Source organism: Pseudenhygromyxa sp. WMMC2535, assembly GCF_011083025.2.
In genome coordinates, this window is record NZ_JABJWV010000001.1 from 3,858,591 (window position 1) to 3,877,829 (window position 19,239).

The 19,239-nt window shown below is 70.4% G+C and carries 17 protein-coding genes; 8 read left to right on the forward strand and 9 right to left on the reverse strand.

Going from position 1 to position 19,239, the window contains the following annotated elements:
* Positions 1–29 precede the first annotated feature (29 nt).
* Positions 30–1,145, forward strand: a complete 1,116-nt coding sequence (locus tag G6O69_RS15145; RefSeq protein WP_176396850.1) for a XylR N-terminal domain-containing protein — start codon at positions 30–32, stop codon at positions 1,143–1,145.
* A 115-nt stretch (positions 1,146–1,260) separates the two neighbouring features.
* On the opposite strand, the gene G6O69_RS15150 is transcribed toward G6O69_RS15145, so the two are convergent.
* On the reverse strand, positions 1,261–2,034 hold the full coding sequence (locus G6O69_RS15150) for a hypothetical protein (RefSeq protein ID WP_172304212.1): 774 nt from the start codon (positions 2,032–2,034) through the stop codon (positions 1,261–1,263).
* A gap of 51 nt (positions 2,035–2,085) precedes the next feature.
* On the opposite strand from G6O69_RS15150, the gene G6O69_RS15155 reads away from it, so the two are divergent.
* A complete protein-coding gene (locus G6O69_RS15155; RefSeq protein ID WP_172304213.1) occupies positions 2,086–3,633 on the forward strand; it encodes a hypothetical protein in 1,548 nt (515 codons plus the stop codon).
* A gap of 83 nt (positions 3,634–3,716) precedes the next feature.
* Here G6O69_RS15155 and G6O69_RS15160 read toward each other — a convergent pair whose 3' ends face one another.
* From G6O69_RS15160 to G6O69_RS15170, 3 genes are all read right to left on the reverse strand, one after another.
* Positions 3,717–4,409: a hypothetical protein gene (locus G6O69_RS15160; RefSeq protein ID WP_172304214.1), complete on the reverse strand. Its 693-nt coding sequence runs from the start codon at positions 4,407–4,409 to the stop codon at positions 3,717–3,719.
* Positions 4,410–4,413: 4 nt separating this feature from the next.
* Positions 4,414–5,328: a DUF4349 domain-containing protein gene (locus G6O69_RS15165; RefSeq protein ID WP_172304215.1), complete on the reverse strand. Its 915-nt coding sequence runs from the start codon at positions 5,326–5,328 to the stop codon at positions 4,414–4,416.
* A gap of 166 nt (positions 5,329–5,494) precedes the next feature.
* The gene (locus G6O69_RS15170; RefSeq protein WP_172304216.1) at positions 5,495–6,457 is read right to left on the reverse strand and encodes a DUF4349 domain-containing protein; all 963 of its coding nucleotides are present in this window, start codon (positions 6,455–6,457) and stop codon (positions 5,495–5,497) included.
* A 132-nt stretch (positions 6,458–6,589) separates the two neighbouring features.
* Between G6O69_RS15170 and G6O69_RS15175 the strand changes: the two genes are divergently transcribed.
* The 3 genes from G6O69_RS15175 to G6O69_RS15185 all read left to right on the forward strand — a co-directional run bounded on the left by G6O69_RS15175 (position 6,590) and on the right by G6O69_RS15185 (position 9,860).
* The gene (locus tag G6O69_RS15175; protein WP_172304217.1) at positions 6,590–8,128 is read left to right on the forward strand and encodes a M20/M25/M40 family metallo-hydrolase; all 1,539 of its coding nucleotides are present in this window, start codon (positions 6,590–6,592) and stop codon (positions 8,126–8,128) included.
* Positions 8,128–8,727 (forward strand): thymidine kinase, encoded by a 600-nt coding sequence (locus G6O69_RS15180; RefSeq protein WP_172304218.1) that lies wholly within the window; start codon positions 8,128–8,130, stop codon positions 8,725–8,727. The genes G6O69_RS15175 and G6O69_RS15180 overlap by 1 nt, the downstream gene beginning before the upstream one ends.
* 185 nt (positions 8,728–8,912) lie before the next feature.
* Positions 8,913–9,860, forward strand: coding sequence for a serine/threonine-protein kinase (locus G6O69_RS15185; protein ID WP_172304219.1), 948 nt, complete (start codon positions 8,913–8,915; stop codon positions 9,858–9,860).
* A gap of 26 nt (positions 9,861–9,886) precedes the next feature.
* Here G6O69_RS15185 and dgt read toward each other — a convergent pair whose 3' ends face one another.
* Positions 9,887–11,248: a dGTP triphosphohydrolase gene (dgt, locus tag G6O69_RS15190; RefSeq protein ID WP_172304220.1), complete on the reverse strand. Its 1,362-nt coding sequence runs from the start codon at positions 11,246–11,248 to the stop codon at positions 9,887–9,889.
* Between the two features lie 86 nt (positions 11,249–11,334).
* Here dgt and G6O69_RS15195 point away from each other — a divergent pair, with 86 nt between their 5' ends.
* On the forward strand, positions 11,335–12,498 hold the full coding sequence (locus G6O69_RS15195; protein ID WP_172304221.1) for an ADP-ribosylglycohydrolase family protein: 1,164 nt from the start codon (positions 11,335–11,337) through the stop codon (positions 12,496–12,498).
* A gap of 517 nt (positions 12,499–13,015) precedes the next feature.
* Here the strand turns inward: G6O69_RS15195 and G6O69_RS15200 are convergent.
* Entirely contained in the window at positions 13,016–14,545 is a 1,530-nt protein-coding gene (locus G6O69_RS15200; RefSeq protein ID WP_172304222.1) for an N-acetylmuramoyl-L-alanine amidase, read from the reverse strand.
* An 87-nt stretch (positions 14,546–14,632) separates the two neighbouring features.
* Between G6O69_RS15200 and G6O69_RS15205 the strand changes: the two genes are divergently transcribed.
* The gene (locus tag G6O69_RS15205) at positions 14,633–15,145 is read left to right on the forward strand and encodes a gamma-glutamylcyclotransferase family protein (RefSeq protein WP_176396851.1); all 513 of its coding nucleotides are present in this window, start codon (positions 14,633–14,635) and stop codon (positions 15,143–15,145) included.
* 237 nt (positions 15,146–15,382) lie between these two features.
* Here the strand turns inward: G6O69_RS15205 and G6O69_RS15210 are convergent, their stop codons facing one another.
* Genes G6O69_RS15210 through G6O69_RS15220 form a run of 3 tightly spaced genes read right to left on the reverse strand, consistent with a single transcriptional unit; the run spans position 15,383 to position 18,821 of the window.
* Positions 15,383–16,015, reverse strand: a complete 633-nt coding sequence (locus tag G6O69_RS15210) for an aminodeoxychorismate/anthranilate synthase component II (RefSeq protein WP_346017046.1) — start codon at positions 16,013–16,015, stop codon at positions 15,383–15,385.
* Positions 16,012–17,568, reverse strand: a complete 1,557-nt coding sequence (gene pabB / locus G6O69_RS15215; RefSeq protein WP_172304224.1) for an aminodeoxychorismate synthase component I — start codon at positions 17,566–17,568, stop codon at positions 16,012–16,014. The genes G6O69_RS15210 and pabB overlap by 4 nt, the downstream gene beginning before the upstream one ends.
* Positions 17,568–18,821, reverse strand: a complete 1,254-nt coding sequence (locus G6O69_RS15220) for an N-formylglutamate amidohydrolase (RefSeq protein WP_172304225.1) — start codon at positions 18,819–18,821, stop codon at positions 17,568–17,570. The genes pabB and G6O69_RS15220 overlap by 1 nt, the downstream gene beginning before the upstream one ends.
* Positions 18,822–18,919: 98 nt before the next feature.
* On the opposite strand from G6O69_RS15220, the gene G6O69_RS15225 reads away from it, so the two are divergent.
* Positions 18,920–19,117 carry a hypothetical protein gene (locus tag G6O69_RS15225; protein WP_176396852.1) on the forward strand — a complete coding sequence of 66 codons (198 nt, stop codon included), beginning with the start codon at positions 18,920–18,922 and terminating at the stop codon, positions 19,115–19,117.
* Positions 19,118–19,239 lie beyond the last annotated feature (122 nt).

Consider the following 19,239-nt stretch of genomic DNA (forward strand, 5'->3'; position numbering starts at 1 on the left):
TTTGCCCCTCGTGTAATTAGATTGTGTTCGTGCTCTGGCGCCTCGTCAGCGCGATATCCTGGCCAGGCGAGACGAGCATGACGATGCGCGACATCAACTTCGAGCAGATGCTCGAGTTCAAGCCCGAGCAGGGCACGCTGAAGCTCGGGACAGAGCGGATGATCATCTTTCGCCAGCGCGCCATGGGGGCGCTGCGCGGGCTGATGTACGAGCAGCTGGGGGCCAAGCTCGCGCGCGCGCTGCTCTGTCAGTTTGGCTATCAGTGCGGGCAGGGGGACTACCTCAACCTGCGCGAGATCTATGGCTGGGAGACGGACATGGAGGCGCTGCAGAGCGGCGCTGCGCTGCACGCCTGGGAGGGGGTCGTCTCGTCGGAGCACGATCATTTCGACTTCGATCGTGAGACCGGCCGCGTGCACATCGATGGCAGGTGGATCAATTCCTACGAGGCCGAGAACCACCTGAAGATCATCGGACGCAGCGACTCGCCGGTCTGCCACTCGCTGACCGGCTACGCCTCGGGCTGGCTCACGGCGCTCCTCGGCCGCCCGGTGCTGTGCATCGAGCACGAGTGCATGGGCATGGGCCACACGCACTGCCAGTTCGAGATGCGCGACGCCGAGAGCTGGGGCACCGAGGCCGACCCGTGGCGGGAGGCGCTGTTCTCCACGCAGAGCTCCATGGTCCGCACCCTCGAGGACAAGCTGCGGATCATCCGCGAGCAGCGGCGCGAGCTTCAGGTGCTCAACGAGCGCCAGCGGGTGGCGATCTCCGAGCTGTCGACGCCGATCCTCGAGATCTGGGACGAGATCTTGGTTTTGCCGCTGATCGGCACGATCGACTCGGCCCGCGGCCTGGCGATCATGACCAAGCTCCTCGACGCGATCGTCAGCGGCCAGGCGCGCTGCGTGATCATCGACATCACCGGCGTCGACATGGTCGACACCCACGTCTCGAACACGCTGCTCGAGGTCGTCCAGGCGGCGAGTTTGCTCGGGACCTACTGCGTGATCACGGGGATCAACCCGAGCGTCGCCCAGACCCTGGTCTCCCTCGACGCGATGCTCTCGGGGGTGGTCACGCTGCGCGATCTCAAGCAGGGCCTGCGCGCCTGCCTGCGCTTTTTGGCCAAGCAAGAGCGCTGAGAGCCTGTGATTTTTCCCCCGCGAGGCCATGCACGCCTCTGACCCCCGAGGTCCTAGGCCTCACTACCCAGCGACGCACCCGAGGACGTGCGGGAAAAAATCACAATCCCTGAGCTCAGCGGGTCGCGGGGAGCTCGGGCTCGCGGCGCGGGAGGGCCGTGAGCAGCAAGAGCAGCGCGAGCAGGGCGGCGCCCGCGGCCAGGCCGGCGCGGGTCAGGGCCTCGCCGCGGCTGGGCACGTCGAGGGTGTCGAGGAGCACCGCGGGCGGGCGCTGGATCACCGCCTGCCCGGCCTCGTCGGTGACCACGAAGAGCACCTCGACGAGCTCGGGGGAGATCGGGCCCAGGCGCCCGCGCAGGGTCTGGGGGCTGGGCTGGTCGAGGCGCTCGGGGGCGACGCGGGCGACGACGACCACGCCCGCCTCCGGGTCGAGGTCGACCTGGGCGGCCTCGGTCCCGAGCAGGGGCAAGAGCACCGCCTTGGGCCGCTCGTTTTGGTCGGGGCGCTCGCCGCCGGGGTACTCGTCGATCACCCACTCCTCGCGCAGGAAGCCGCGCGCGGCCAGGTAGCTGCGCTGGCCCTCGTAGGCGCGGGGGAGCGGGGCCTCGCGCAGATCGTGGACCTCGAGGGCCTGGGGCCCGCTGACCTCGAGCAGCTCGGGGACCTCGGGGCTGAGCCCGGCCGCCAGGGCACACAGGGCCGCGCCGACGATCGCCTGGCCGCGCTCGCGGCCGGCGATGATCACCGGCAGGGCGCACAGGGCCGCGAGCGCCGGCCCGAGGTAGGGGCCGACGAGGGGCAGGGCGTAGAGCAGCTCCGAGATCACGTCGAAGGTGAGCAGGAGCGGAATCGCCAGGGCGGAGAGGATGGCGGCGGCGCGCAGGAACACCAGCGACAGGGTAGCGCAAGCCGAGCGCGCGTCCTGCTATGCTCGTCCGCGGTGCTCCGCCTTCGCGCCCCATCCCCCGCCCGGTCCGCCTTGCTCCTCGGCCTGGGGCTGCTCGTCGCGGCCACGGGCTGCCGCTCGAGCAAGGCGGTCGAGAAGTGGATCCCCGAGGACGCGGCCGTCGTGCGCTGCACCGTCGCCGGGCCCAACTTTCAGCTCCCCGCCCTCGTCGACGAGCTCCCCACGCCCACGCCGCCCACGGGGATGCTCGCCCTCAACATGGACCCGATCGCCCTCGACGAGCTCGGCTACGAGCGCGATCGTCCGGTCTGCGCGAGCTTGATGGCGCCCTCGGCCCAGGAGATCCAGCGCGCCCGCGAGACCCTCGACAACCTCGAGGATCTGCGCCGCGACGTCGCCGTGGAGTCCCGCAAGCTCGGGCCGTGTCGCTGCACCTACGCCGAGGCCATGGACGCCGCGGGGCTGATCCCCGGCTGCTACGACCGGCCGACCAGCGAGCGCTGCGCGGCCGAGGCCGACAAGGTCGCGGCCCTCGACGAGATCCTCGACCCGCTGCGCGCAGAGCTCGAGCGCGCGCTGATCCCCAGGACGCACTGGCGCATGGTCGGGCGCAGCGATCGCCTGGGCCGCTTCGAGGTCCGCCACGCCGAGCTGATCGCCCGCCACCCCGGGGGCTCGGAGGTCTACCTGCAAAAGACCCCGCTGCCCCCGCGCCACGGCATGCGCCTGGTCTCGCTGCTGCTCAGCCTCGACGACGTGGTCGCCGTGGTCAGCCAGGACAGCGGCCGCGCGCTGCTCGTGGTCCGCGAGGTCGGCGACCTGCTGGTCCTCGATCACTTCGGCTACCCCAAGTGGTCGGGGCGCGTGGATCCGCAGCTGCAGATCCTGCTGTCCTATCTCGACGACACCCAGACCGCGAGCTACCGCGAGGCCCTGGCCGCGCCGGCGCTGATCCGCAGCCATCCGCTGGAGCCCAGCGACGGCTACCTCATCGAGCTCGACCGCGACGCCCTCGAGCGCGCCGACCAGGCCGCGCTGATCTCCGCGCAGTTCTCGGGCGTGGGCTACGACGACACCCACGAGCACCGGCAAAACCCGCCCCTGCTCGTGGATCGGATCAGCTTGCAGGTGCCCTTTGGGACCGAGGGCAAGCGCCTGCGCGCCTATCTGAGGCTCACCGAGCAGGGCCGCCAGTGGGCGAGCGCGGCCGCCGACACGTCGCTCGTCGAGGCCCTGAGCACCCTCGGCCTGGGTGAGTTCGTCCCCGAGTACGAGCCCACGCGCAAGGGCGTGGAGGCGCTGTTCTTGCTGCGCGGGACCCCCGTCGAGCAGCTGCTCTTCGCCGGGCCCACGGCCCTGCCCAAGGTGCTCGCGGCGGTCGAGGCCGCCAACCCCGGGAGCGTCGAGGGCAGCATCGAGTCGTGGGAGGTCGAGTTCCCCGTGGGCGCGCTGCCCAGCCAGCTCGAGACCCGGGCGGGGGCCGAGGGGCTGCGCGAGCGCCTGGCCATGGAGCCCCACGAGCTCCGCGGTGAGCTCGTGGACGAGGGCAGGGCGATCCGCCTGGCGCTCGAGCCCAGGTAGCGGCGCAAAAACACGAGCGCAGCGCGATCCTCTGCGCTGCGCTCACGGTTGGCGATCGGGCTCGGGCGGGGTCGCCCTCGGCCTCAGTTTTTGGCGTCGGCCTGCTCGGGCGCGTCGGCCTGCTCGGGCTTGGGCGCGGGCTCGGGCTCGGCTGCGGGCTCGGCCGCGTCCTCGGGCGCCTTCTCCTCGCTGGCCTGCTTGGCCTGCTTGGCCGGCTTGGGCTTCACCGGGGTCGAGAGCGGGGGGGGCTGCGGTCCGTCGCAGGTGTCCTCGCTGGCCTTGCAGCCGCCGATCTTGATCTCCTTCAAGATCCGCTCGAGGTCCTCGCCGTGGCTGCCCTCGAGCTCGCTCATGCCGGCGAGCTGCACGACCACGCGCCACTCGTCGGTCACGAAGAGCACCGCGGTGTAGAACTTCTCATCGCCGCCAGCCGGGGGCTGATACTGGAAGTCGAAGCGCGTCCCGGCCACGCCGTTGGCCGACTCGACGGGGATCTGGTTGACGAGGGCGTAGCCGCGGGCGCCGAGCTTCTTGACCAGGTCGTCGGCCCACAGCGGGAGCTTGCCGCCGCGGTGGTTGGCGAAGCTCGTGATGTTGAGGCCGACGTTGTCGGGCGCCTTCATGCGCAGCTCGGCGTCGCCGCTGTAGTCGTAGTTGCTGACCTCGATGAAGCCAGGCGGCGGGTCGTCGAGCTTGAAGCTGCTGGCGCAGCCGCTGGCGACGCACAGGCAGGCGGCGATGAACGAGAGCTTGGACAGGGGCTTGAACGAGAGCATGGGCTTACCTCCACTCCGTGGCTTCGACGCCGAGCTCGTCGACCCAGCGGAAGGGATCGTTGCTGGTCGGGATCGCGTCTTGGGGTCCGCGCTCGACCAGGGTCACGGTCAGGGTCGAGAAGGCGATCAGGTCGCCGAGCTGGCGCATGCGCCCGAGCGCGACCTCGAGCTCCATGGTCACCTGATCCAGGGCCTGGCGCACGTGCAGGGCCTCCTCCACGGTCTTGGACTTGGCGAGGAGCTCGAGCAGCTGGGTCTGGGTGTCCCGCAGCACGCGGATCCGCGACTCGAGGTCGACGTACTCGGCGGTGACGTCCTGGGCCTGGAGCGAGCGCGCCTCGACGACGCCGAGCTCGGCGACCAGGGTCATGACCTCGGCGAGGTGCGTGGCGGGGACGCGGAGCACGACCTGGCTGGCGTTGCGCATGTGCACCCAGCCGCCGAAGCGGTCGGGGAGCGCCTCGACGATGGCCATGGCCGCGTCGAGGTCGTAGACGCTGATCTGCTGGCCGGCGGTATAGATGATCTGCCGCCCGTGGTCGGGGGACTGGTCGTCGCCCTCGGACAGGGGGGCCTCGCCCTGGCTGGCCTCGTCCTTGGCGGGGGCGGGCTCGGACGCGGGGGCGCTGGCCTTGGCCTTGGCCTTGAAATTCGCCTGGCGTTCTTGCCGCTTGTACTCCTTGCGGGCCGGGGCGGGGGCGTCACCCAACACCATCGCCATGCTCTCGTTTTCGGCGAGGTCGTCGTCGAAGTCGTACTCGGCGTCGTAGGCGTAGTCGCTCGAGCCGCCCGAGCGGGCCGCGGTGGACACGTCGACCATCGGCGCGGGGGGCAGCTCGTCGGGGCCGCTGAGCTCCGCGGACGCGTAGTTGTAGCTGCTCTTGCTCGCGCAGCCGACAGCGCCGAGGCACAGGAGCAAGGCCAGGGGAGTGAGGCCAGAGGCGAGGCGGGGCAGTCGATGCCGCCGCTGCCACCAGAGGGGGCGGGGAGAGAGGGCTCGTGGGTTCATGAAATCACCAGGGGAGAGTGTCCGGGGTCGGATGGTCCGCGAACGCGGGCGCTGGACGGGCGCTTACGGGGGAGCTTCAGCGATACTCGGTCGCCTCGACGCCGAGCTCGTCGACCCAGCGGAAGGGGTCGTTGCTGCTCGGTGTGGCGACTTCGGGGCCGCGTTGGAAAAAGTGCAGGGTCAGGGTGGAGAAGGCCACGGACTTGGACAGCTCGCGCATTCGCGCCCGGGCGACCTCGAGCTCCATGGTCACCTGATCCAGGGCCTTGCGGACCTCGAGGGCCTGCTCGACGTTCTTGGCGCGGTCGAGGAGCAGCTGTAGCTGGGCCTGGGTCTCCTCGAGCACGCGGATCCGCGACTCGAGGTCCGTGTACTCGGCGGTGACGTCCTCGGCCTGGAGCCGGCTCGAGGTGACGACGCCGAGCTCTCCGATGGCCGCCATGACCTCCTCGAGGTGCTCCGCGGGGATACGCAGGACGAGCATGGTGTCGCGGCGCTCCTGCAGCCAGCCGCCGAAGCGCGCGGGTAGCTGCTCGGCGATGGTGACGGAGGCTTCGCGGTCGTAGACCTCGATTTGCATCTGCGCGGTGTAGACGACGAAGCGGCGCGCGCTGGCCTGCTTGGGTGGGGGCTGGCCCTGACCCTGAGCCTGATCTTTGCCCTGATCTTGGTTGGCGCCCTGCTCTCGCTCGACGCTGATGAGCTCGGCTTCCGGGGCGGCGCTCGGCTCGGGCGGGGCCGCCATGGACTCCTCGGCGGCGAAGCTGTCACGCTGGACCATGCGCGAGCGCTTGGCGCGGGAGCGGGTGGCGCGGGAGCTGGTGATCTCGGCGTACTCGACCTCGTCGATCGAGGTGGGCCCGTCCATGCCCCCGCCTCCACCGCCGCCCCCTCCAGGGTAGCTCTCGTAGCCGTAGCCGTAGCCGGGCTTGCAGGCCGCGAGGCCAAAGACCATGAGCAGGACCGCGAGCAGGGTCCAGCCGCGAAGCAGTCGCCGCGGGCGCGGGTCGGAGATCGTGGACTCGGTGGCTCGGGTCATGGGTCGGCCTCAGACGCAGATTCGCGCGTCTTGTTCTGTCTGGCGGACCCTACCAAGGAACGCGGGGCGCGCGGATGCCTCTCGACGCGAAGCGCTTGCGCCACCGTCGAGGCGGCGGGTATGGCTTGAGCGATGTCTCGCGCCCTGCTCTCGCTCCCGCTCCTCGCCCTGGTCGCCTGCGCGGGAGATCCAGGCGAGAGCACCGTCTGGGCTCAGCCCGCGGGGCCCGAGCCCGCGGTCCCGCGGGCCGCGGGCGCGGGCCCGGGCGTGGTCGCGCCAACCAGTGAGTCGGTGCGCGAGCCGGCGCCGGCCCTCGATGAGAAGTACGTCAGCGTCGCGCGCAAGCTCACGGCGATGGCCGAAGAAGACACCCGGGCCTGGGACCGCCTGGCCTTCGTCGCCGACACCTTCGGCCACCGGCTCTCGGGCTCGCAGGCACTCGAGGACACCATCGACTGGGCCGTCGAGACCATGCGCGCCGACGGCCTGGCCAACGCGCGCCGCGAGAAGGTCATGGTCCCGCACTGGGTGCGCGGCAAGGAGAGCGCCAAGATCCTCGGGCCGGTCGAGCGCGAGCTCCCGGTGCTCGGCCTGGGCATGACCGTGGGCACGCCCAGGCGGGGGATCACGGCGGAGGTCGTGGTCGTCGACGAGCTCGACCAGCTCGACGTCCTCGGCGAGACCCTGAAGGGCAAGATCGTGGTCATCAACCAGGCGATGCCGCCCTACGACGACGACAACCACGACTCGCACTATGGCACCACGGTGCAGATCCGTGCCTTCGGTCCGTCGCGGGCGGCCAAGTACGGCGCCAAGGCGGTGCTGATCCGCTCGGTCACCGCGAGCAGCCTGCGGACCCTGCACACGGGCATGCTCAGCTACGATGAGGACCTGCCCAAGATCCCCGCGGCGGCGATCACCCCCGAGGACGCCGAGTGGTTCGCGCGCACGGCCGCCCGCGGCCAGACCCCCAAGGTCCACCTCGAGCTCGGGGCCAAGCAGCTGCCCGATGCCGAGAGCGCCAACGTCGTCGCCGAGCTGATCGGCCGCGAGAAGCCCGAGGAGGTCGTGGTGATCGGCGGGCACATCGACTCGTGGGACGTGGGCGACGGGAGCACCGACGACGGCGCGGGCTGCCTGATGGCCATGGAGGCCGCGCTGATGCTCAAAGAGCTCGGGCTGATCCCCCGCCGGACGATCCGCGTGGTCCTGTTCACCAACGAGGAGAACGGCCTGCGCGGGGGCAAGGCCTACTTCGAGGCCCACCAGGGCGAGCGCCACGTCGCCGCGATCGAGGCCGACGTCGGCTCGGGGGCGCCCTGGGGCTTCGGCGTGGGCGACGAGCAGGCCGAGCTCGACGCGCTGCTGCCCTTCGCCCCGCTCTTCGAGGGCCTCGGCGCCGGGAGCTTCGTGCTCGGCGGGGGCGGGGCGGACATCTCACCGCTGACCAAGGCCGGCGTGCTCGGCCTGGCGCTCCGCCCCGACGCCAGCCACTACTTCGACCTCCACCACAGCCCCGCCGACACCATCGACAAGATCGCGCCCTACCACCTCGAGCGCAACGCGGCGGCCATGGCTCTGATGGCCTATATCCTCGCCGAGCGCGAGCTGCCCGAGCCCGTGCCCGAGACAACAGAGTCAGAGAAACCCGCCGCCGAGAAACAAGGCTGATGGCCAAGCTCTACTTCCGCTACGGCACCATGGACAGCGCCAAGACGATGAACCTCTTGGCCGTCGCCCACAACTATCGCCAGCAGGGCAAGCGCGTGGCCCTGCTCAAGCCCAAGCTCGACGATCGCTTCGGCGGCTCGGTGATCGCCTCGCGCTCGGGGCTGAACAAGCCCGTGGATCTCCTGCTCGAGGACGACAGCGAGCTCGACCCGCCCTTCTTCGCCGAGCTCGACTGCGTGCTCGTCGACGAGGCGCAATTCTTGTCGCCGCGGGTGATCGAGCAGCTGCGCGTGCTGACCCGGACCCAGAACGTCCCGGTGATCTGCTACGGCCTGCGCACGGACTTTCGGACCCAGCTCTTCCCGGGCTCCAAACGCCTGCTCGAGCTCGCCGACTCCATCGAAGAGGTCAAGGTCACCTGCCAGTACTGCAACCGCAAGGCGGTGTTCAACATGCGCCTGGTCGACGGCGAGCCGGTGGGGGAGGGCGCGCAGGTCCAGCTCGGCGCCAACGAGAGCTACGCGCCGGCTTGCTACCACTGCTACGAGGAGCGCCTGCCCGGGCTGATCGCGCCCACGCGCGAGCCCGAGGGTCTGTAGGTCATGCGCATCCGCGCGATCTCGCAGGCCACGCAGGCCGAGGGGGTCCTGGATACGGCCGACCCGGAGGCAGAGCGCGTCTACTGTCCCCAACTATGCCTATCTGCCGGACGGTCACGAGCAGCTCGGCTGAGAGTCCCGCGGGCCCTCCGGGCTCACTCCTCGCCGGGTGCTAAGATGCCGCCGTGGTCGAGGAGCGAAGACGGGCCGAGCTGCCCGAGACCATCGGGCGCTTCGAGGTGCGCGAGCTCGCGGGGGTCGGCGCGAGCGCGGTGATCTACGCGGCCTGGGACGCGCAGGGCGAGCGGCCCGTGGCCATCAAGGTGCTCCACGGCGGCGGCTCGGCCCGGCCCGACCGTCGCGCTCGCTTCTTGCGCGAGGCCAAGGCCATGGCGCGCCTCGACCACCCCAACGTCGTCCACATCTACGAGGTCGGCGAGCATCGCGGGCGCACCTTCTTGGCCATGGAGCTGGTCGAGGGGCGATCGCTGCGCGACTGGGTCGAGACCTCCGAGCCCACGCGGGCGCAGATCCTCGACGCCTACCTCCACGCCGGCCGCGGGCTCGCGGCGGCCCACGCCGCGGGGCTGATCCACCGCGACTTCAAGCCCGACAACGTGCTCCTCGGCGACGACGGCCGGGTCCGCGTGGCCGACTTTGGCCTCGCCCGCAGCTCGCGTGGGACCGACAGCTTTCAGACCCTCGAGAACATGACCCCGGGCCTGGCCGCGGCCCTCGAGGCTGGCCCGGATCTCCTGACCACCATGGGCTGCGCGGGCACGCCGGCCTACATGGCCCCCGAGCAGCACTTTGGTCGGCTCACCGACGCGCGCGCGGATCAGTTCGCGTTTTGCGTGTCGCTGTGGGAGGCGCTGTGCGGCCAGCGGCCCTACGCGGGGCGGACCGCCGGCGACCTCGCTCGGGCCATCGACGCAGGAGAGATCGTCGCGCCCCCGGACGCGGCCGCGCTGCCCCGGCGCCTGCGCAAGGCTCTCGAGCGCGGCCTCGCGGCGGACCGCAACGAGCGCTGGCCGTCGATGACCCCGCTCCTGGCCGAGCTCGAGGCCGCCGCGGGCACGCCGGCCAAGGGTTTTCTCGCGCGCCTCTTTGGGCGGCGAGCACGGGCCGAGTAGTTGGCGTCTGTCTTTGGTCGACTCGGTCAGTCGACCCCGCGGGCGCCCGCGAGCTGGGTGCCGCGCAGCTCACGAAAGAGCCGCACCGCGTAGCGATCCGTCATCGCCGAGAGCCTGTCGGTGACCGCCAAGATCCGCTGGTAGGGGCTGGCCGCGGCGGGCGGCTCGAGGCGCAGGAGCGTGAGCAGCTTGCGCTCGCGGGCGTCGGGGCGCTCGGCGAGCACGGCGGGGATCAGCAGATCCAGGAGGCCGCCGAGGACCTCGTAGCCGGCCAGCTCGACGCGCAGGACCTCGGCCGCGCGGTAGCAGTGCGCGATCGACAGGCGATGGATCTCGCCGAGGTCGTCGCGGGCGGGGATCAGCTTGGTCAGCGGGGGGATCGCCTCGCCGGCCAGCAGCGCCGCCTCGTGCTCGACGAAGGCCGCCGCGCACTGCTTGACCAGCGCGTTGATGGCCAGCGCGCGCAGGCTCGAGAGCGAGTGCGAGGCTCGGTCCGCGCGCCTCGGATCTCCGGTCAGCGTGGCCAGCTGGACCCGGGCCGTGCGCTCGTCGATCAGCCGCAAGATCGCCCCGTCCTCGAAGTCCATGATCGTGTAGCAGACGTCGTCGGCGGCCTCGACCAGGTAGACCAGGGGGTGGCGGACCCACGCACCGGGCCCGCGGGACAGCAGCCCGACGCCCTGGGCGACCTCGGCGAAGAGCTCGGCGTCGTCGCAGAAGTAATTGAACTTCTTGTAGAGGGGAGACTGCGCCGCGCAGGGATACTTGGCCGCCGCGGCCAGGGTCGCCAGGGTCAGGCGCATGCCGCCCTCGCCGACGTACATGGCCAGGCGGGCGACCGAGCGGAAGGTCTGGGCGTTGCCCTCGAAGGCGCACAGGTCCGCGCGCTCGCGCGCGTCGAGGTTGGCGAGCAGCGCCTGGTTGTCCGCGCGCGAAAACCAGCTGGCGATCGCGTCCTCGCCCGCGTGGCCGAAGGGCGGGTTGCCGATGTCGTGCATCAGGCAGGCCGACGCGACCACGTCGCCGAGCACCCCGGAGCGATCGTCGCTCATGTCGCGGCCGACGAGGCGGCCCATGGAGCGACCGATGGACGCGACCTCGAGGCTGTGGATCAGCCGGTTGTGCACGTGGTCGTGCTCCGGCATGGGGAAGACCTGGGTCTTGTCCATCAGCCGGCGAAAGGGCGTCGAGAACAAGATTCGATCGTAGTCACGCTCGAATTCGTTGCGCGGCTCGGTGCTGTGCGTCGGCGCCCCGCCGCGCAGGCGCGCGTTGGAGAGCAGCTGCTCCCAGTCCATGGTGCCCGGTGCCAGATGAGCGCCCTGGGTCTCGAGGGAAGCGTGGGCCGTCGCCGACCCCGCGCGTTGAAGATCGTTTCGCGTGCTCATGCGGTCGCGCCCGGCCGATGGTAGGGCTGGAGCCGCGCTTGGCAAACGCCCTGCCGCAACGCGGCTATCCTTGTTAGCGTTTGGACGTGCCGCTCAGCCGCGACGCCACCTGGGACCGGATCGCCGGGTGCATTCATGGGCTCCTCGTGGGCGACGCCCTCGGCTGCCCGGTCGAAGGATGGACGGCCGCGGAGATCCGCGCCCACTTCGGCGGCGAGCTGCGCGAGATGGTCGACGTCCCCGGTCCGGGCTGGCGACCTCGCGGTCTGCATTCGGACGACGGCCAGCAGGCCCTCGCCGTGATCGACTCGATCTGCTGCGACCCCCAGCAGCCCGAGCGCGTGTTTGCCCAGCTCATGGTCGCCCTGCGCGACGCCATGCCCCAGCGCTCCGGTCGCTGGGGTCTCCACCGAGGCGTCAGCCGCAACTTTCGCCAGACCGTCCGCGGCCTCCAGGCCAGCGACGCCAGGGATCCCTTCGGCCACGCCGTCCCCAGCGCCGGCAACGGCGCGGCTATGCGCATCGCGCCCGTGGGCCTGTGGTGGCGAGACGATCCCCCCACCCGGGATCGCCGCGCCGCAGCGATCTCCGCCGTCACCCACCACGACCTGCGCGGCATCGCCGGCGCCCAGGCCATCGCGATCGTCGTCTCCAACGCCTTCGAAGCCCAGCCCGGCCCGATCCTCGACGAGGCCCTGATCGAGTCGCTCCAGCGCGCCACCGCCAGCGCCTCCGAGCTCCTCGGCGTCGCCAACGACCGCCGCTTCGTCGACCTCCTCGCCTCGCTCGTCGACCACCGCCGCCAGACCAGCGACCTCGACCAGCTCCTGGACGGCATCCGCGACCGCGCCATGCGACGCGGAGGCGCCGCGCAGAAGGTCGAAGCCACCAGCGGCTTCGCCCCTTGCAGCGTCCTCACCGCGCTCTTGGTCGCCGACCTCGCCAAAGACTTCGAGCACGGCCTCGTCACCGCCGTGAACCTGGGCGGCGACACCGACACCATCGGCGCCATGGTCGGCGCGATCCTGGGCGCCCGCGTCGGCGTCGGCGAGATCCCCATGTCCTGGCTCGACAGCCTGGAAGCGACCGGCGTGCTGATCGACCGCGTCGACCTGATCCAAGACCGCGAGTCCAGGGAGCCCTGGCCCGACCTCCTCAACGTCGAGCTCGAGTGGGATCGCCTCTACGAAAAGCGCCCCGCCATCCTCGTCGCCCCCCGCGAGAGCGACTCCGACGCGTCCCATTCATAGATCGCCCCCTGTCCCAATTGACAGGGGAACCAGGCACCCTTCGCAAACTCTCCCATCGAGCCACCCGCCCAATCCCCTTTTCGAGCCTGCAGACTGCCTCTTCTGAGCCTGCAGACTCCCTCTTCTGAGCCTGCTCACCCCCTGCCCCATTTAACAAGGGGGATTGAGGTTTCAGCAGCTCCCAGACCCCCTCTGGGGGTCACTACGTACCCAACAACCACCACATGCCTCCCCGCCCGAGACCGCCGGAGGTGGTCTCGAGGGCCGCGCCAGCGGCCCGCTGCGGCGAACACCACCACCCCCCGCGGGGGTTAAAAAAGCACGCACCGAGAGCCCCCCAGGAAGTGGGCGCACGGTGCGTGGGTCGGTGGTGACGCGGTGTCCGTTAGAACGATGGAGACCTGGAAAATTGCCCCTAACCAGGCCCCCTCCGCGTGTAGGTTCGTGGCCGCCAGTCCTTGGCAGACACGAGCAGTGCAGCGTTCATTTGTGGTTGTGTCTCGAAGCGCTGAACCAATCACGCTTTTTTTAGTGATTTTTCTCGGCGCCTCAAAACGCTCATCAGAACGACGAGGGCGAGTCCCAAAGGCGCGCCCTGGCGCTCTTCGTCGACCGCGCAGCTGTCCGCTTCGAGATAGTCGAGGCCGGCGTCTTCTTCGCCTCCGACCTCGTCGGCGTTGCCGTTCCCACCGCTGCCGTCCTCGCCGCTCTCGCCGGACCCCTCGGGGACGCAGATGTTGGTCGAGTCACAAACCAGGCCGGGATCGCATCCGCCGCCCGGGGTGCACGCACAGCCCTGCGCACCGATCCAGCATTCACCCTCGTCGTCCGCGCCACCCTCGTCCGCGGAGTCCCCGCTGTCCCCGCTGTCCCCGCTGCCTCCATCGGCGATCGGATCCGCGCCGATCACGACCCGGGTCCCAGGGTAGACGTCGAGCTCGATGGGCTCGAGGGTCGCCTCGTAGTCGCCCTCGAGCAGGTCGATGGTGTGCGCGCCGGGGCCGACGCCGTCGAAGGCGAAGTAGCCGTTGGCGTCGGTCTCCACCTGCGCGCCGCCGTCGAGGACCACCGTGACCCCCGCGGCGGCCACCTCGGCGTCCTCGCAAAAGCCGGAGAAGTGCCCGTCGTAGACGAAGCCCTGGCGGTCGAGATCGATGAAGCCGTCACAGGGGCCGCCGGCCTCGTAGTACAGGCGGTGGTGCCCGTACATGTCGTCGTCGGCGTGGAGGTAGGTCAGCTGCGTGCCCGCGGGGATCGAGCACTTTTGCGTGTCGTCGAGCTCGGCCGAGTCCTCGAGGGTGGTCTTCACCCAGGTGTCGCTGGTCGCGGTGATCGTGCACTGCGCGGTGTTGTCGACGACGTAGCCCTCGACGCGGCCCTCGTCGACGATGTCGGTGATCAGCGCCATGTAGAGCGCCCAGTTCCAGTTGTCCCCGGGATCCGTGTGGGTCTGATTGGGCAGCTCGACGTGGCCGACGATGTGGTCGCGGTCGAGGGGGATGGCCAGCTCGTCGGCGATCCACCGGCTCAGCAGCGCCGAGCCCGAGTACATCTCCCAGGTGTACCAGGCCGGCTCGTCGATGAAGCCCTCGTGCTCGATGCCGATGGCGTAGCCGTTGGAGCTGCCCACGTGCCAGGCCTTGTCCGAGAGGTGGACCATCTGGGTGACCTCGCCGTCCGAGCTGCGCGCGACGAAGTGCGCCGAGACGTTGGCGGCGGAGTTTTGAAACCAGCTCTGGCAGCCGGCATAGGAGCCCTGGACGGTGTGCACCACGACGTAGTCGTAGGAGATCATCCCGCCGGCGCTGTAGTTCGAGGCGTCCGCCGGGTTGAAGGAGGCGGCCAGGGGATACTCGGCGTCCTCCTGCGAGGGGAGCGGGATGTAGTCGTCGGCGAAGCCCGGGGTCTCGTAGAACTCGGGGCGGTCGTGGTGATCTTCGGGCTCGATGTCGAGGCCGAGCTGGGGCCCTCCCGCGAAGGCCGGCGCAGCCACCAAAACCAGGCTCATGAGCGAGAGAGAGGCAAACACCTGCGAAGACCGAACCATGGCCGCAGTTTGCGGTGTGCGCCGATGTCAGACAAGAACAAATCACGCCCGCGAAAGGCAAATGTGCACGGACACTCGGAATTGGGGGTGGCCGTCCACACCGCGGCCTACACTCTCCGGGTGCCGCTCTACTTTGCCTATGGTTCGAATATGTCACGAGCGCGCCTCGAGGCGCGCGTGGGGGTGGTGCGCGATCTCGGCGCGATCCACCTGCCGGGTCACGTCCACCGCTTCTCCAAGCGCGGCCGAGACGGCACGGGCAAGGGCAACGTCGAGGCTCGGGCCGCGCAGGACCTGGTCTGGGGGGTGCTCTACGACCTCGGCGCGGCGCAGTTCGAGGCCCTGCGCGCGTTCGAGTCGGGCTACCGCGAGGCACGCCTGGGCATGGACGCCGCCCACCTCGGCCGCGTCGAGGCCCTGTCCTTCGTGGCCTGCGAGGCGGTCGCCGAGCTCGCCCCGACGACGGCCTACCTCGAGCACTATCGCCAGGGGGTGGTCGAGCACGGCATCCCCGCGACCTACCTTCAGGAGATCTTCGACTCCCTCGTCGCACAATTTGGGGCGCAATTCGGGGATCAATTTCCTCGCTCCCACGACTAAAGGGTTGAAAGCGCTCGGCACCTCGAAACATCGTCCCCAAACATCGGGGTGAAGGGCGCGCCTTCTCGAATCCCAAGGGCTACCCAAAAGCTGGGTGACACGAGCCGAGAGGCCGTGGCGAATGGCACGAAGGAAGAGAGGGGGTGGAGAGGCCGGCTCACCGGCGGGCTATGTTCGAGCAAAAGTCAGGTGCTCGGGGGTGGCCCGCCGGTGATGACCGCTTTGGAGCCTGGGCTCTCAGTCGAGCCCGGACCCAGCTCGCCCAGCTCGCCCAGCTGGCCCAGGTCCCCAAGAGAGGAAGTTGCTGAGCAGCGCGGCCCCGTGCTCGGTGCCGATGGACTCCGGGTGAAACTGGACGCCGGCGATCGGCCACTCGCGGTGGACCACGCTCATGATCAGCCCGTCCTCGCTGCGGCTGGTCACGCGCAAGGCCGCAGGCAGGCTGTCTGCGTCCAGGATCAGCGAGTGGTAGCGCATCACCGAGAGCGGCGAGGGCAGGCCCGCGAACAGGCCGTCGCCGGCGTGGACCACTCGGCTGGTCTTGCCGTGCATGGGCGCCGGCGCACGGATGACTCGGGCGCCAAAGGCCGCGCCGATGCCCTGGTGGCCGAGGCAGACGCCGAGCACGGGGATGCTCCGACCCAGACTCGAGATCAGCTCGCTGCACACGCCAAAGTAGGCGGGGTCCTCGGGGCGGCCGGGGCCCGGCGAGATGAAAAGGTGGGTGGGCGCACAGGCGGCGACCTCGGCCGCGCGGACCTGGTCGTTGCGGAACACCTGCGCCTCGACCCCCGTGAGCTCGCCGATGAGCTGCACGATGTTGAAGACGAAGGAGTCGTAATTGTCGATGACGACCGGGCGCAGGCTCACGGCGTGCTCTCCTCCGCGGGGTCGCGCTCGCGGGCCAGCTCGATGGCCAGGACCAGCGCGTGGGCCTTGTCGAGGGTCTCTTGATACTCCTCGGCGGGGTCCGAGTCGGCGACGATCGCCCCGCCGACGTGGAAGCTCAGCCGCGCGCCGGTCTTGATGATCGTGCGGATCACGATGCTGAGGTCCAGGCCGCCGTCGAAGTCGAAGAAGCCGATGGCCCCGGAGAACACCCCGCGGGCCGTGGGCTCGAGGCCCGCGATGACCTTCATGGCCTCGACCTTGGGGGCGCCGGTCATCGAGCCGCCGGGGAAGGTGGCGCGCAGCAGGTCGACGACGCCGCAGTCCTCGCGCAGCTGGCCGCGGATCGTGGAGATCATCTGCCAGGTGAACTCGAAGGGGTGCACGCCGCACAGCTCGTCGACGCGCACGCTGCCAAAGCGGCACACCCGGCCGAGGTCGCTGCGGCACAGGTCGACGATCATCAGGTTCTCGGCGCGGTCCTTTTCGGCGGTCAGCAGGTCGTCGCGCAGGGCGAGGTCCTCGGCCTCGCTGGATCCGCGAGGGCGCGTGCCCTTGATCGGCCGGGTCTCGACCTTGCCCTGGCGATCCAGGCGCAAGAAGCGCTCGGGGGAGGCGGAGAGCACCTCGGCCTCGGGCGTGCGCAGGTAGGCCGACATGGGCGCGGGGTTGATGGCGCGCAGGATCTCGTAGAGCTGGCGCCCGCGGCCGTCGAAGTCGGCGTCGAAGCGCTGGGTCAGGCAGACCTCGAAGACCCGGCCGGCGCTGATCTCTTCGCGGATCTCGGAGATGGCCTCGAGGTAGGCCGGGCGGTCGACGGTGGCCTCGACGCCGCGCGCCCGCAGGCCGGCCTCGCTCAGCCGCGGCTCCCGGGCCCGGACGGCGGCGGCCCGCTCGCGCAGGCTTGGTCCGTCGAGCGGCCCGCCGATTGTCGGGCGCTGGACCCCCTCGCCGACCGCCAGCCAGCGCTGACCCTCGGCCAGGCGGGCGTCGGCGCGGGCGCGGGCCGTGGCTGCATCCGGGCCGAAGCCCGTGGCCAGGATCCAGCTGGTCCGCGCGAGCAGGTCCGTGGCAAACACCAGATCGAAGAACGCCAGGTAGGTGTCGGGCAGGTCGAGGTCGTCGCGGCCGGCCTCGGGGACGTCCTCGATCAGGTGGAGGAGCTCGTAGCCGAGGTAGCCCAGGGCGCCGCCGACGAAGGGCGGGAGCGCCTCGCGGGGGTCGGAGCCCGGGCCAGGCTCGGCGCCGTGGCGGGCCATCAGCCGCGCGAGCTCATCGAGGGGCGAGGCGTCCACGGGCGCGACGGCGCCGGGCGGCCCGGACCAGCAGCGCCCACGCTTGCTGCGGAGGATCCAAAACGGGTCGGCGCAGACCCAGGCGTAGCGGCCGTACTCGCTGGCCACGCCCGGGTTCTCGAGCACCGTGAAGTAGCGCTCGGACTCGGCCCGGGCGAGCAGCTCGGTCGTGGACAGGGGCGCGGGTGTACGCAGCGCTCGCAGGCAGCGGTGTAGAACCTCACCCGGCGCGGGCGGCATCAGGGCCCCTCGTCGTCGAGGAGGGGGGCGCGGGGAGTGGTCTCGTAGACCTGGCGATCCGTGGCGAAGTAGGTGCGGATCGAGCTGGCGATGCACTGGGCGATCTGCCGGGCCACCTCGCGCTGCTCGGGGCTGGTGGGCTGGGGCATGCCGGTCTCGGGGTCGAAGGAGCAGACGAGATCCTTGCGGACCTCGATACCCACGGAGCTCGGGCGCTCGGGCGAGCGGCGATAGTCCTGGACCACCGAAGAGTCGCGCACGTAGGCGGCGATGTGCTCGTAGGCGCCGAGGGCGGCGAGCAGGTCGCCGCGGCGCGCGTTGTGTGCCCGGCGGAAGCGATGCAGGAAGCTGCGCAGCTCCTCGGCGTCGGCCATGCGCAAGTTGGTGTCGCTGAGCATGGTGAACACGCGCTCGTAGGCCGGGTGGCCGACGATCTCGGGGTGCTCGGCCTCGAAGCGCCGGCGCAGGTAACGGAAGAAGTGCCAGACCTGCGCGCGCATCTCGATGCTGCCGTCGGGCAGGGCGTAGGGGTGGTTGTGGGTCACCCGAAAGCCCGAGCGCTCGAGGTTGAGGCTCATGCGGTCGCGGAGGATCCGGCTGCATGTCGACTCGGCCAGGTGGTCGGGGTACATCGGATCGAACACCCCAAAGGGCAGCCGCGCGTGGCGCTGATAGCTGAGCGCCAGGTTGATGATGCTGACGTGGGCCCGCTTGTTGTTGCTGCGGTGGGCCTCGTCGTAGGTGTGGACCGAGATCCCGATCAGGCTGTCGGCGACCAGGGTCTCGATCGCGGCGGAGATCGGGTCGTAGCAGCTCTCGAGCAGGTCCGTCTTCTGGCGGTGGTCGAGGGCGCGGCCGAACACCGGGGCGATCGCCATGGCCTCGAGGGCGTCCTCGTTGTCGAGGGGCGTGCTGCCGGGGAAGCGGTTGAAGTCGAGGAGCACCCGGGCCACGCGGCAGGAGGCGTAGCTCGAGATCCCCAGGGCGGCGGCGAGCTCCTCGGCCACGATGTTGGCGCCCCAGTCGCGCATGCGCACGAACTCGCGGTCGAGCTCCTCGGGGTCGACGATCGGGCTGCCGTCCTCGCGGACGCGAAAGCGCGGGGGAATGGCCTGGCCGTCGTGCACCGCGTACACGACGACGCGGTCGCGCACGGGCTCTGGCAGCTGGGCGTCCTCCGAAGGGGCGACGTCGACGTGGACGAGGGGAGGATCGCAGGGGCGGTCGAAGTCGAAGCGGGATCGTGCAGGCATTCGAGCGGGTGGGGACCATAGCAGGGCTGGCCGGCCAACTCACGGGGCAAGGTCCCGGGCGCGAGGTGCATGTACTGCTCGGTGGTGGCGAGGTTTGCGTGCCCCGCCAGCGAGTGTTCGCGGTCGACGTGATGACGTGTCCTCGCTGCCGAGGCGCGATGATGCTCGTCGAGATCGCCAACGGACGCGAGGCGATGTCGCTGCTCGCCGGGCTGACCGGCTACAGAGGGTCGAGACGATCAGCTGCCTGGAGGTGGCCAGCTGGGACCAGTAGCGAGGAGTCAAAGTGGTGTTGATCCGCTCGCCGGCGAGGGCCGGATCGGCCGGCCGTTGCTGCTCGACAGATCTCTCCCCTCGAGCGGCTCGGATCGGAGCCAAATCTCGCATTTTGCGCAATTGCAATTGGGTTGCATCTGTA